This window comes from Chryseobacterium sp. S0630, assembly GCF_024158915.1.
Classification (GTDB): Bacteria; Bacteroidota; Bacteroidia; order Flavobacteriales; family Weeksellaceae; genus Chryseobacterium.
This window is the reverse complement of record NZ_JAMZGF010000005.1, coordinates 1-13573: the sequence shown is the minus strand read 5'-3', so window position 1 is coordinate 13573 and position 13573 is coordinate 1. Positions and strand designations below refer to the sequence as shown.

The following is a 13573-nucleotide window of genomic DNA, read 5'->3' as shown; positions in this document are numbered from 1 at the left end:
TAATAAAATTTAAATCATGGAAAAAACAAAAAGATTACTATTTCTGGATGATATAAGATACCCGATTGAGGCCTATCATTATACGAAACAGGATATTTTCCTCAGAAGCGACTGGCATATTGTTCGGAATTACGAGCAGTTTGTTAACAGGATTTTGGAAAAAGGACTTCCGGAAATGATCTCTTTTGACCATGATTTGGCAGATGAGCATTATTTGAAACAGGATTCTCAGGAATTTGTTGAAAAAACAGGATACGACTGTGCCAAATGGCTGATAGAATATTGCATGGACAATGATCTGGACCTTCCGGAATTCCATTGCCACTCTATGAATCCGGTAGGAAAGGAAAATATCTTAAACCTGCTGCAAAACTTTAAAAAATTGTAATGAACATTTTTAGATTTATTGAAGATATAAAAACACATCTGAAACTCACATTTAGTGAAGTGGACAGATGGTTTGAAAAAGATAAAAAAACGTTGAATCATCAGCCTTCAAATGGAGGCTGGACGGTTCAGCAAATTTTAGAGCACATTTATCTTACGAATTTTTATCTGCTTATCCTTATCGAAAAAGGCTCAAAGAAAGCAATGAAGAATTCTTTGGATCTTGATCTGGAATCTGAAATAAAAAACTACAGTTTCAATAAAGAAAACTTTGGCAAAGTAGGTGAATATGGTGCTTTTGAATGGATAAGACCAGAACATATGGAGCCGAAAGGAGAATTGAGTTTGAATGAAATCCGAAACTTAATTAACCAGCAATATCTTCAATGCTTACACTATCTTGAAGTAATGAAAAATGGGGAAGGACTCTTGTATAAAACGACAATGACAGTGAATGAACTGGGGAAAATTAATGTATATGAATATATTTATTTTCTTTCACTCCATGCCCAAAGACACATTACCCAGATGGGAAAAAACGAATCAGAAACGATTAAAAACTAAAACAAAATGATTTTCAAAACATATAACGCTATAGAAAATGCTTACCAGGCCCGCGTGATCGAACAGATCAGGATGCAGGGTTTTGGGGATGAGGTTTTCATCGTACAGGAAAAAGTTCACGGAGCTAATTTCTCTTTCTTTACCGACGGAAAGGAAATTAAAATCGCGAAGAGAACTGCTTTCATCGAAAAAGATGAGAAATTTTTCAATGCCCATCAGATGTTGGAACGCTACAGAAAAAATGTAATAGAAGTATTTCAAAAAGTGAAAACCATCCATCCGGATGTTGAAACTGTAGTGATCTACGGTGAATTGTTCGGTGGTGGATACAAACATAAAGAAGTAGAACCCGTAAAAGATGCTGTGAAAGTACAGAAAGGTATTGAGTATGCACCTTACAACGAATTTTACGCTTTCGATATTAAACTGAATGGAATTACCTATTTGGATACAGAAGTGGTCAATCAGATTTTTGAAGAAACAGGATTTTTCTATGCTAAAATTTTGTTTCAGGGAAGTCTTGAAGAAGCTTTGAAATTCCCTAATGTTTTCAATTCAAAAATTCCGGCTTGGCTTGGGCTACCTGAATTGGAAGACAATAGGTGTGAAGGAACCATCGTAAAAACTTTGAAAACCAAATATTTTGGAAACGGAGCCAGAATTATTCTGAAAAATAAGAATGAAAAATGGGTAGAAAAGTCCAAAATGGTTAAAAAAGAGGGTAAAACTGTTCAGAAACAGATTCATTTCAGCGAAAAAGCTCAGGAGATCTGGGAAGAAATACAAAAATATGCTACAGTCAACAGATTGAATAATGTGGTGAGCAAAATCGGCGAATTCGAACCTAAAATGATAGGTAAGCTAATTGGTCTTTTTTCACAGGATATTTTAGAGGATTTCCAGAAAGACTTCCCGGCAGCCTTTGCAACTATTGAAAAAGAAGAGCAGAAAAGGATCAACAAAAAGTTGAATTCTCTAGTAATTGATTTTATAAAAGAAGAGTTGATGACTCTTAAAGTATAGTTTCGGTAAATTTTACCGAAACTTTTTTATGTATAATAAGTATCCATCAAAGTCAGAAGAACGAAAAACACTTCATTTTATTAAAAAAAATAGTACTAATGAAAGTGTGAAAAATTCCCATCCTTTGGAGGGGTGGCGAAAATTCAAAGAATTTTTGACGGGGTGGTTTAAAAAGAAAAAAACTATGTTACAGGCAGAAATAAAAAGTCTTTTAAAAGAAGACATCAGTATATTAATTAAAGTTCCGAACTCAGGAAAACATTATTTATGTGATTGTGGTGAAGCAAGTTTGCTGACTGTGAAAGAATTACAGTCTGTATCGGCAGTATTCATCAGTCATACCCATATTGATCACTTTTCAAATTTCGATGGAATTTTCAGACATCAGATCGGAAGTGGTGAGAAAGTAGTGATTGTCGGACCGAAAAATATCCATCTACAGGTTGAAGCAAGATTAAAATCTTACACATGGAATTTGATTGATGAAAAAGCCATCGAATATGAAATCCGTGAGATTATTTCAAAAGAAGAAATTAATGTTTACACCCTTCGTCCGCCACAATGGAATCTGGAATTGATCAACACTCAGAATTTCCTGTTTGAAGATAAACATGTCAACGTTGACTTTGCTATTCTGGATCACAAAACAGATTCTATTGCTTATTTGTTTAAAGAAAAAGACACGGTAAGCTTCAGTGAAAATGCTTCAGATTTCAAAAAAGGAAAGTGGATTGGTGAGCTGAAGACTGCATTTGAAAATAAGGATGCAGGGAAAGAGATTGAAATCGAAGGGAATGTTTACAAAGCAACAGAATTGTTCCACTTATTAACCCTTAATGAAGGTTACAAATTGGGTGTTATCATGGATCATGCAGTAGCCGAGGACAATTATGAAAAAATAAAAACGGTTTTTGGAGAAGCGGATTTGGTGTATATAGAAACATTCTACAAGGACTCTGATCAGGAATTTGCAAAGATCAACTCTCACAGTTTTGCTTCAGCATCAGGAAAAATCATGAATGAATGTAAGGTGAAAGAAGCCATTCCGATTCACTTTTCGAGAAGATACACGGAAAGTGATCAGGAAGAAATAGAAACTGCTTTTTATAAAGCGTTTCGCAAGAATTAATTAAAAATATTTATTAAACAAAAACTACTAAGTTAAACATTGAATGTGTCATTGACTACGTCGAATCTACGATTTCTGACGAAGGAAGAATCTGTTTAAAGTACTAGAGATTCTTCATTCCCCTTCGTTTCATTCAGAATGACACTGGGAATTTTGTAGTTAAAAAAACAATTAAAAAAATGAAACCCAATATATTTTTTACAGCAGACCATCATTTTGGTCACGAGAATATTATAAAGTTTTCAGAGAGACCCTTTGAATCACTGGACCATATGAATGAAGAACTCATTAAAAGATGGAACGAGAAAGTTGAGCCCGGTGATACAGTCTACCATTTAGGAGACATGAGTTTAGGAAAACCGGATTTTACAAAAGAAATTTTAGATCGGTTACATGGTAATATTCATCTGATCAAGGGCAATCATGAAGGAGCTGCTTTAACGTATCCCAAACGATTTGCTTCCATCAGAGATTACCACGAACTCAGAATTGATGAATCGGATCAAAGTAATGGAAAACAGAAAATCATTCTTTTCCATTACGCCATGCGTACCTGGAATGGCTCACATCGCGGGGTCTGGCAATTATACGGCCATTCACACGGAACTCTACCGGATGATGAAATGGCACTCAGTTTTGACGTTGGGGTAGATTGCCACAACTTTTATCCGGTTTCCTACGAGGAAGTCAAAGAAATAATGAAGAGGAAAAAATGGACGCCTCCATTTGCTCCCAGAAATTAACAATTAACGATGAAAATGAAGCTTGAGGATATGAGAAGTATAAACCTGATTAATTTCTAACCTCTGGCTTCTAATTTCTAAAAAATCATGAAAACAACCAATGAGATGATAATCATCGATCTGGAAGCCACATGTTGGGAAAACGACAGGATTCCCATTGGGCAACAGGTCGATATTATAGAAATAGGAATTTGCAAATTAAACTTAACATCAAAAGCAATTTCCCAGAAACAAAGCATTTATGTAATTCCGGAACGGTCAGAAATCAACAGATTCTGTACACAATTGACTGGAATTACCCCGCAACTGATAGAAGAAAAAGGAATCTATTTCGAAGAAGCCTGTGAAATAATCAGGGATCAATACCATTCTGCACCGCTTACCTGGGCAGGATATGGAAACTTCGACGGAGAGCAGATCATAGAACAATGTGACTGGCTCGGGATAACCAATCCTTTTTCAGAAAACTATATGAATGTGATGCATGAATTTAAAAGACATTTTAAACTGCATAAACAAATAGGGCTTAAAAGAGCTTTACATTATCTGAATATGGATTTTGAAGGCACTCATCACAGCGGAGCAGACGATGCTTATAACACAGCCAGAATTTTAAGTAAGATTCTGTAAATAATAAATAGGCTGGAAGACTGATGATGGAGGCTGGAAGTAAATGAGACGTTATTAAAACTTCCTCCATCCCATATCATCCATGCTTTAACAATTAAATTTTAAACAAGTGAAAACAACAGATAATATATTAATAGTAGACCTCGAAGCAACGTGTTGGGATAACCGCCCGCCAAGAGGTCAGGAAAGTGAGATCATTGAAATCGGGGTATGCATTATGAATGCAAAAACCGGTAAGATCTCTAAAAATGAAGGGATTTTAGTAAAACCCCAGTATTCAAAAGTAAGTCCGTTCTGTACGGAGTTGACTACTCTTACCCAAAATATGCTGGATCATGAAGGAATCATGCTGGATGATGCTTTCGATATCCTGAGAGCAGAATATGATTCGGAAGAACTGACTTGGGCGAGCTACGGAAACTACGATCTGAATATGCTTCAAAACCAGGCAAGAAGATTCTACACAGATTATCCGATGAGTGATGACCACATCAATGTGAAGACATTATTTGGTGAAATTCATCCTACGATCAGGAAAAGTGTCGGAATGAACAGAGCTTTGGGTGAATTGGGTATGACTTTAGAAGGTACTCACCACAGAGGAGTAGATGACGCCAAAAACATTGCAAAGATTCTGCATTGGTGCCTGAAGAATTATTAAATCATCTGAAATAAAGCAGATATTTAAAAAATGAAGACTGTCTCAAATGATGAGGCAGTCTTTTTATTATGCTATATCAGATATCCTGTTAGAAATAAAGTTGTGAAGTTCCACCGGAATAGAATGTCCCATCCCCTCAATAAGAAGCCATTCGGCATTGGGAATAGAATCCGCAATATCTTTTCCGCAATCAGGATGAAAGATCAGATCGTCTGTTCCATGGATGATCAGAGTAGGAACGGTTATTTTCTTCAGCACTTCAGAGTTATACTGAAAGGAACCCATGGCTAAAAGCTGCCGGATAATTCCGTTTTTGGTTCTGAAACGTATAAGTTCCTCTTCAAGCAAAGCTTTTTCCTGATTCGAATCAAAAATATATCCCGAACCCGATATTTTCTTTGCAAAACGGATCTTTTCTCTTAGATACTCTTCTTTCTGAAGAACAGGATCAGCAGTTACCTGTGTCATCATAGCCATTACTTCCGGATCAGGCTTAGGAAGAGACGGATTCATAGAGGTCGACATAATGATCGTCAATGATAAAACTCTTTCAGGATAATAGGAACCTAAAAGCTGTGCAATAATTCCTCCCATGGAACGTCCAGCTATATGAGCCTTTTCAATATTTAGATGATTAAGAAGACCAATAACATCATTCGCCATATCCATCAAAGAATAAGAAATCCCTTCTTTACTGAGATTCTCGAAAATCTCTTCAATTCTTTTACCAGAAGGAATTTCTCTTTTTGCATTAAAAACAGAACTCCCCGAATCTCTGTTATCAAAACGAATCACCTTAAAGCCTTTTTCAACCAGAAGATTACAAAATGTAATATCCCAACGGATCATCTGACTTCCTAATCCGGGAATTAATACAATGACATCAGAATTTTTTTCGCCAAATACCTCATAGCATAATTCTACATCATTCATTTTGACTGTTTTCATTTAATCTTTTTTTACATTCAACAATACTTCTTCCAATGGTAAAAGTCTGGAATCTTCTACTGCGGCCATTCTATGACCCATAATTTTCATATAAGCTTCGTTCTTTTCAAAACCGAAAAAATCATTGACACTTTGTTGTCTGATTAAGAGACATAGATCCCAATATTCACTTTCAGGACCTATCAAAAACTGATCTCCTTTCCCGATAAATAAAATTTCTCCGCCACTTTCCTTTAAATAAGGTTCGGTTTCCCTGATATAGGTAAGATAGGCATCCCAACCACTTGTTTGCTCATTGGGTTTCAGATCCGGATATTCAGAATAATCTGCTTCCATCTTTAATCTGATAAGGTTAAGATTAATAATGGCCCCTTTTATATTTTTAGTAAACAGATGCTTTCCAGCTTCAAAAGTAGGAGATAGATATTTTTTTGACATCACTTTAATATAATTCTGTAGTTAGTCCGGAAATATAAGACTGTTCAGCCTTTTGAATCTCTTTACGATAGTTGATAAATTTGTTGTTCTGATCCGGAACAACGACTACAAACTCAAAAGTAAAAGAATCATTTCCTGATTCAGTCCATTCTTTCTGTAATTGTGGATGGGTAAATAGTCCTCCGTTTAAAAGAAATTTCATCTTATTCACCAGTGCTTCCAGATTTAAAGAAGCCTGAACATATTGTTTCCCGTTTGAAATGTTAGTAACAGCAAGTACTCCCATTGTTGTTGTATGGTCTTTTGCCTTTTCTCTTAGTTGTTTTTTTAATGCATTTTTCATCTTTTCATTATTGTATATTTCCTCCTAAATCAAATAAAAATTCATTGACCATGCGTAGAGATTTACCCTTTTTGGAAGAAAGAATTTCTTTAGTAATATTTTCAGCACTCAGCTTAGCCTCTTCAAATATCTTTTTACCGTTAGGAGTGATGACCACATAACTTACACGGGCATCTCTTTCATTGGTTTCTCTGGATACCAGTCCGATTTTTTCCAATGGATTCAATAATCGGGTAACTCCTGATGCTGTAAGACCTATTTTTTCAGCAAGATCTATTCTTCTCATTCTACTCTCAGAGGAAGAATAGAGTACATAAAGAATAACAAAGTCATTGAATCCCAGACCATGAACGCTCAGAGAATCAAATTTTCTGGCAATTACAGACTGTAGTTTATTGATGTTTATTAAAAATAATAATTCTGTGCTTATCATTGAAAAGTGTTTGAGTTGTCAAGTATTTTATTTTGCAAATATATAAAATTTAGAGAATTACAATCCTGTTTTTATTATTTTAAAAAAAATTAACGTATTGGTAAGCTAACCTGATTTGTTATATGGTATCTTAAATTCTGGAATTAAGACACCAAATGTTGTGTAAATATCATGGTATAACGCTTTTAACCACTTTTTCATTAATATATCTTTAAACAGGGAATTGTTTTTATGTTACCAAAGGCTTTGATAGCTATTGTTTTAATTAACTTAATATTTGTTAAAAAAATCACTTTTATGGGATAATTTACTGTCTGTCAGTCATTTTTTTTTATTTTAGCCGATAAGAATGAGTTTATGCTTATTGATAAAGGTTTTCAGGTGAAAAATTTAAACTGTTGACGTATTGTAAAACAGGAAACGAGTACAAATAACAGAATTCCGGATATGACAAGACACCTGTTGACATTGTCAGTGAATTCTTTGATCGTTACATTCCTGATAATACTTCTTTTTTTAAATACTTCATTCAATTTTATCAAGGTGTTTATGATAATAATCTGATGAGAATTTTATATACGGTATCCTGTTTTTCAGACTCTGCTTTTACAGGGAAAAAATAGTAAAACTCATTAAGTGTTGTATATCAGTATTTTATTTAAATAGATGTTGTGTTTCCGAATGTTTGGATGAAACAGAATACCCTTCCCGGAAGAGGCTTTGTTTATTCTTGTTTTTGGGACTGTTTAATACTATCAAACGCTCTGTGGTACGGCTTTTGAAGCCTTATAAACAGGATGTTTTTGAATAATTTTAAAGAAATGAAGTTGGGAACAATAATCGGTAAAAAGGTAAGATTTGTATGGAATCAGATAAAAGGATTTATCCACAAAATTCCCAAACTTATCAGTCTGATTACCAGTTGTAATGTTGCTTCCGGAAAACTGCTGATACCCATTCTTTCAACAGTTGAAAAGACAGTTTTGAATGCTGAAAAGTTCTTTGGGCTTTATCATAAACTGTTAAAACCAAATCAGTCTGGGATGAAAAAAAATCTTGTCAGACAACCTAAAGAATGGAAAAAAATGAATAACCTGAAACAAATTTATACATCAAATTAAAGCACCATGAAAGAAAGACTTTATGAGATCCTTAATGAGGAAAAAATACATGAGATTATTCCCTTTCTAAAAGAGCTTAGTATTGAAGAAAGGAAAACACTGGTACCGTCTATAAAGAAAATGGACCGTGAGATCAGTAAAATTGTAATGACTAAAAACTCCTACCATACGGCAGGATCTGTGAATCAGCATTCCATTATAGATATTGCTTCATTTGTCTGCATGGACAAAAAGAATTTTGGTAAAAATTACTGGAGTCTTTTCCGTAATGCAGAACAAACTGATCAGATCCTGGAATGGGGATGCCCGGATTGGTTTTCAGACTTTATCAATGAATCAGTAGAAGCTGAATTTACAGCATTTAATTATAAAGATATTTTAGGATGGACAGAGAAAGGATATGTACAGCCTAAACCTGAATTGTTGGGACATCATCTGAGCAATTATCCGGCAGATCTTGACCGTCATCCTGAAACACTCAATACTCATTTTTGGTATTTGTGTGAATTTCCTTCCAAATCTTTGCCTTTCCGCAAAGAATGGTTTCCTATTGTTCAAAAGCTTATTACGGATAAGAAAATTGAAAGAAAAAGATTTCTGAAAGAGTGCCTTTTGGCTGCCAACAGGAATTTTAATAAAAATGTCACGGGTTGGTTTATGGATGCATTTACCTCATTAAAACCAACGGAAGAAGAATTATCCGATTTACAGGATGAACTACTTGCAGGGCTCGTTTCTTCACAGTCAAAAGCCGTGAATACAATATTATCCCACTTGAAAAAAATTGTGGGAACTTCAGAATTTAAGAATGAAGAATTTTCACATTATCTTCCGAATCTACTAAGCTCTGAGGTAAAAACAGTAGTGGTTTCCAGTCTGGGACTTACTGAAAAAATATTCCAGAGAAAGAAAATGGATCCGGATATGCTCGGAATGGCTTTAAGTACAGCATTTGTCAGTAAAGATGACGGCATACAGTCAAAAGCAGCAAAGATCATTCTTAAATACATTCCGGCTTCAGAAAATATGATAGAGGCACTTTCCCATTATTCAGATAATATACTGACCAATGTGCGCCCTCTTTTGGTAAAATATATTGAAGAGAAACAGCCGGAACTTGAGGCGATAGCTTCGGAAAAAAGAGTATTGACCTCAGACGAAAATGCAGTACAGGTACTTCAGAATTTTGAAGACCTGATGTTTTATCTTCCTTTGGCAATGGATGACCCTTACAGCTATCATTGTGATATTGCTTTGACAGGGTTTATCAAATTTGCCGGAGACGTGGATGCAGAATCTGTGAAACTGGTGGAACCTGTATTTTTGAAGGCTTGTAAAACCATTGCGAAATGGGAAGTTCCTTATCTGAATGTTTTACTGTGCAATGCAATCATCAATTATGGTTTGGCTTTGATGGAACAATATCCTGTTCAGCTAAAGAATCTGGAAAAAATATATCAGAAAACCAAAGAAGAAGAAGCTACGAGAGAGTCTTACTCCAATTATCAGAAAAAACTAGGCCCGATAGAAGATGTTGGGGCAGATTGCCCTGCAAGACAGGCCTTTAAAGATATTGCTATCTATGCAGTTGAAAAAATAAAATGCGGTGACAAACTTCCCTTGTTGTTTCCAATAACCCATGCACCATGCTGGATTTCTCCTGTTACTTTGGTAGAAAGGCTGGAGAGCTATCAGAACAGCAATATAGAGCCTCATCATCTGGATATTCAGCTGGCCTTGCAACGTTGTGCATTAGATGATACTTCAAAAGCTATTGCCGAAGCAGAGAAAAGATTAAAAGGTGAATATAAAGAATTACTGCTTTTCTTCTTGGGAAAAAATGAAAAGCCGGAAGGTAAGTTTATACACCCTTCATGGTGGATGACAGCTGGAATTACCCGTTCACCGGAAACTGTTTTTGAGGAATTTAAAAATTTCGGATATGATAATATTCCTGCAGAATTCTTTTCAGGGGCTTATCAATGGAAAACCATTGATAATAAGAAAAACTCATATTATCCGGTAGAGCTCAATATTACGATTCCAAAATATCATCTTGAAAAAAGAAAAGAACCTTTATTCATGGAATATTTTGTTGCTGAGCAGAAAGAGCTTAACGAAATTCCTGCACTGATGCTTTGCTTCCCCAATACACCTGCAAACGCGCTGGCGAAGGTAATTAAATACTGCCTTTTCTATTCAGGAATTGCAGAAGTTTTTGAAAGAAGTCTTGTTCTGAACACTGCAAATACGTTGTACCAGATCAAAAAACCTCTCGATGAAATTGGGTATCTGTTTCTTGGGACTATTTTCCTGGACAGTGATAAGACCATTCGTGGAACAGCTGCTGAAATTTGGCTTGAACATATTTCTTGCCAGATGATGGATAATGCAAGACTGGGAAGAGTGATTGGTCTGCACGAAAAATTAGAATGGGCACCGGTGAAGAGATTGACTGATCTTATGCAGCATCACATGCTTAATGTAAGTAAAAATCATAATGCGGCTCTTGAAGAATTGATTTTCAATATTCTGCTTCAAATGGAAGAACCTGTTACCAATCTGAAAAGAATTCTGGAAATCTATCATGAAGTATTGGCTTTGAACCATTCCTCAGTACATCAGGAAGTCGTTGAAAAATTAAACAGCTGGAAAGAAAACTCGAGTCTTAAAAAAATATGTAATCTTCTTCTGAAAAAATAGAACATGGAAGATACGCTGATTTACAACTATTCAGGAGCTTCCTCTTTAGTCAGGAGAGGAGCACTTGAAGAGTTATTTCTTGCTAAATACAGTGAGATTGACAAAAATACCGATGTTCCCTGTTTTTTCTGGGGAAATGTAGGACAACCCTTTATTTTAGCCCGATGTCTGATTACGCTTTCCAACATCGTGAAATCCAGTTTTAACCTGTCACCTTTTCAGATGGCACTTCTTAAAGATCCCATAGTAACGGCAGGAAATGAAAGACTAAGGTTTGAAGGTTTTTCTCATTGTGCAGGAGTGTATGCAAGAGTAGATGTGCTGCCTGAGGGATTGGATGGAGAGTTTCTTGAAAACGGTACAACGAATGTGGATTTCAATCAGCCTATGATAACGGCTTTGGGAAGCATCCGTCCGAATGAAAAAATTATGCTTTCTGTAGGACAAAAAGAAGTTGGGCTATACAAGGAGGAAAGTAAGGTCATAGAAAGAAAAGTGCCATTGCCTGTTAAATGGATCAAAGGACTGGGAACTGTTCAGGTGTATTTATCAGAATCAGAAAAGCGTCATACCTTCAATAAAATCCAGACACAGCAATTGTTCAGAGGAATGCCTAAAGGAGTGGTGAAGTCAGATTATTATTTAATTGTGAGAGGAAATAAACCTATTTTTTCTCCGGTAAAATCTGCAGATTCTGTTTGTATAGGAGGACTTCACAGATTGCGTCTATTAGAACCTCTTCTTCCTTATATTGATGGTTTGCAGGTTTTCGCACATGCTAATATGCAGTCTACAACATGGCAACTCAATATGGGAAATATCCGGTTCAGTTTTTCTTTATCGAGAGAATGCTGGAGAGGTTTTTCAGGTGAAGGTGCAGTGTTGGATAGCCTGATTTCAGATGTTCCTGATGAATGGATTGATGCGTTGGATAAATATGCCTTTGCCAATCAGACTTTTAATCCTGGCAGGCTTGCTTTGGAAGAGAATATCGGTTTTGACAAAGTTGAAAATAGTACTGGCAGGCTTGCTGCAATGGGATTACTGGGGTACGATCTTAATGACAGAGAATTTTTCTATCGTAGACTTCCTTTTAAATTAAGCCGTATTATCGGACTCAATCCCCGCATAAAAAATGCAGAAAAATTGATAGAAGACGGAAAAGTTGAAATTTTAAATAATAATAAAGAAAGAACAGAAGCCAGAGTAAAAGGAACCGGTGTACATCATACAGTGATCATTCAAGAAGAAAAAGAACGTTGTACCTGTGAGTGGTTCAGTAAATATCAGGGGGAAAGAGGTCCCTGTAAACATGTACTGGCAGTGAAAAAACTAATCAATGTTTAAATACTGCTGATGCTCATCTTATCATTTTGTTGACCAACACAAAGGCGCAACATCTTGCGCCACTGTGTTGTATTAACTTTTTATTAATTGCCAGTCTGATTCAGCCATTCTTCATAGCTAAGTACTCCCAATTCGGGTCTGCCTTCACCTTCTAAAATAGAAATAAATTCAAGCTGGTTTCCATCAGGATCATTAAAATAAATGGCCAGTGCAGGCATCCATGCAAATACCATAGGTTCAATACTTCCGTTTTTCAGAAAATTGTATGGTTTTAAATCCTTTTTTTCAAGAAACTCCACAGAATAATTCAAAATATCTTCTTTACTGCTGGAAAAAGCAAAATGTCTGGTCTGAAGATTCTCTTTTTGCTCCCATAACCCCAGCATAAATTCTTTTCCTTCTCCCACCCATAAAAAAGCAATAGGTCTGGTTTCATCTCTGTGAGCCAGTTTTAATCCTAATACTTTCGTGTAAAATTGTATTGCATTTTCCAGATTGCTCACCTGAACATGGGTTTCATATATTCCTTTAATCATAGTTTAATTTTAATAACAACAAAGCTAGAAAACTCTCATCTGAAAACTCTGCATCAGCGATTTCTTTAATGAAAATGAATGATAGAAGGATTTTATAATGATGAATTATAAATGATGAATGATGAATTCGATTGTATCGTCACAACATCTATGCTAATCTGTGGTTAAAATAATTTCAATATAACATTATTCAATAGGAAGCCGTCTCACAACTGAGGCGGTTTTTCTTGTTAAAAAGTAAATAATTTTTATATATTTTGATTTGTTTTTTTTGTATATTTATTTAGTAATCAATTAGATATATGGCTTTTAAGCATTATAATCAAAATCAGCTGGTTTTATTTCCGCATACTTTTGACGATCTGATTCCTATGGATCATCCTGTGCGGATTGTAAATGAAGTTTTAGACAAGATCAACATCAGGACTTTATTAGATGCATACCGCAAAGAAGGTAACCCTAGCTATCATCCCCTGATGATGCTCAAAGTGATGGTTTTTGCGTATATGGAAAATATTTATTCCTCCCGTAAAATAGAAAAGGCGATGCGGGAAAATGTTTTGTTCA

16 protein-coding genes are annotated in these 13573 nt (G+C 35.5%); 11 read left to right on the top strand and 5 right to left on the bottom strand.

Going from position 1 to position 13573, the window contains the following annotated elements:
- Window positions 1-16: 16 nt before the first annotated feature.
- The 7 genes from NK356_RS03270 to NK356_RS03240 all read left to right on the top strand — a co-directional run bounded on the left by NK356_RS03270 (window position 17) and on the right by NK356_RS03240 (window position 5137).
- Window positions 17-388, top strand: coding sequence for a cyclic-phosphate processing receiver domain-containing protein (locus NK356_RS03270; RefSeq protein ID WP_034693526.1), 372 nt, complete (start codon window positions 17-19; stop codon window positions 386-388).
- Window positions 388-951, top strand: a complete 564-nt coding sequence (locus tag NK356_RS03265; protein WP_253316243.1) for a DinB family protein — start codon at window positions 388-390, stop codon at window positions 949-951. Before NK356_RS03270 ends, NK356_RS03265 begins: the two co-directional genes overlap by 1 nt.
- Before the next feature lie 6 nt (window positions 952-957).
- The gene (locus tag NK356_RS03260) at window positions 958-1974 is read left to right on the top strand and encodes an RNA ligase, Rnl2 family (RefSeq protein ID WP_034693529.1); all 1017 of its coding nucleotides are present in this window, start codon (window positions 958-960) and stop codon (window positions 1972-1974) included.
- 184 nt (window positions 1975-2158) lie between these two features.
- Window positions 2159-3103 (top strand): hypothetical protein, encoded by a 945-nt coding sequence (locus NK356_RS03255; protein WP_034693778.1) that lies wholly within the window; start codon window positions 2159-2161, stop codon window positions 3101-3103.
- A gap of 179 nt (window positions 3104-3282) precedes the next feature.
- Complete coding sequence (locus NK356_RS03250; protein WP_034693532.1) at window positions 3283-3846, top strand: metallophosphoesterase family protein; 564 nt, start codon at window positions 3283-3285, stop codon at window positions 3844-3846.
- An 87-nt stretch (window positions 3847-3933) separates the two neighbouring features.
- Window positions 3934-4476: a 3'-5' exonuclease gene (locus tag NK356_RS03245; RefSeq protein WP_034693534.1), complete on the top strand. Its 543-nt coding sequence runs from the start codon at window positions 3934-3936 to the stop codon at window positions 4474-4476.
- Between the two features lie 109 nt (window positions 4477-4585).
- Complete coding sequence (locus NK356_RS03240) at window positions 4586-5137, top strand: 3'-5' exonuclease (protein WP_034693537.1); 552 nt, start codon at window positions 4586-4588, stop codon at window positions 5135-5137.
- A 66-nt stretch (window positions 5138-5203) separates the two neighbouring features.
- Here NK356_RS03240 and NK356_RS03235 read toward each other — a convergent pair whose 3' ends face one another.
- From NK356_RS03235 to NK356_RS03220, 4 genes are read right to left on the bottom strand one after another with little or no spacing between them, the layout of a single operon-like run.
- Window positions 5204-6085 carry an alpha/beta fold hydrolase gene (locus NK356_RS03235; RefSeq protein WP_253316242.1) on the bottom strand — a complete coding sequence of 294 codons (882 nt, stop codon included), beginning with the start codon at window positions 6083-6085 and terminating at the stop codon, window positions 5204-5206.
- A complete protein-coding gene (locus NK356_RS03230; RefSeq protein WP_034693543.1) occupies window positions 6086-6523 on the bottom strand; it encodes a hypothetical protein in 438 nt (145 codons plus the stop codon).
- Between the two features lie 4 nt (window positions 6524-6527).
- Window positions 6528-6866, bottom strand: a complete 339-nt coding sequence (locus tag NK356_RS03225; RefSeq protein WP_253316241.1) for a GIY-YIG nuclease family protein — start codon at window positions 6864-6866, stop codon at window positions 6528-6530.
- A 7-nt stretch (window positions 6867-6873) separates the two neighbouring features.
- Window positions 6874-7299, bottom strand: a complete 426-nt coding sequence (locus NK356_RS03220) for a MarR family winged helix-turn-helix transcriptional regulator (protein WP_253316240.1) — start codon at window positions 7297-7299, stop codon at window positions 6874-6876.
- A gap of 803 nt (window positions 7300-8102) precedes the next feature.
- On the opposite strand from NK356_RS03220, the gene NK356_RS03215 reads away from it, so the two are divergent.
- Genes NK356_RS03215 through NK356_RS03205 form a run of 3 tightly spaced genes read left to right on the top strand, consistent with a single transcriptional unit; the run spans window position 8103 to window position 12470 of the window.
- Complete coding sequence (locus NK356_RS03215) at window positions 8103-8420, top strand: DUF6493 family protein (protein ID WP_156106396.1); 318 nt, start codon at window positions 8103-8105, stop codon at window positions 8418-8420.
- A gap of 6 nt (window positions 8421-8426) precedes the next feature.
- Window positions 8427-11123: a DUF6493 family protein gene (locus NK356_RS03210; RefSeq protein WP_034693555.1), complete on the top strand. Its 2697-nt coding sequence runs from the start codon at window positions 8427-8429 to the stop codon at window positions 11121-11123.
- 3 nt (window positions 11124-11126) lie between these two features.
- Complete coding sequence (locus tag NK356_RS03205; protein ID WP_253316239.1) at window positions 11127-12470, top strand: SWIM zinc finger family protein; 1344 nt, start codon at window positions 11127-11129, stop codon at window positions 12468-12470.
- A gap of 83 nt (window positions 12471-12553) precedes the next feature.
- Here the strand turns inward: NK356_RS03205 and NK356_RS03200 are convergent, their stop codons facing one another.
- The gene (locus NK356_RS03200; RefSeq protein WP_034693560.1) at window positions 12554-13006 is read right to left on the bottom strand and encodes a VOC family protein; all 453 of its coding nucleotides are present in this window, start codon (window positions 13004-13006) and stop codon (window positions 12554-12556) included.
- A gap of 302 nt (window positions 13007-13308) precedes the next feature.
- Here NK356_RS03200 and NK356_RS03195 point away from each other — a divergent pair.
- The coding region (locus NK356_RS03195) for a transposase (protein ID WP_253316238.1) at window positions 13309-13573 on the top strand (265 nt) is incomplete at its 3' end.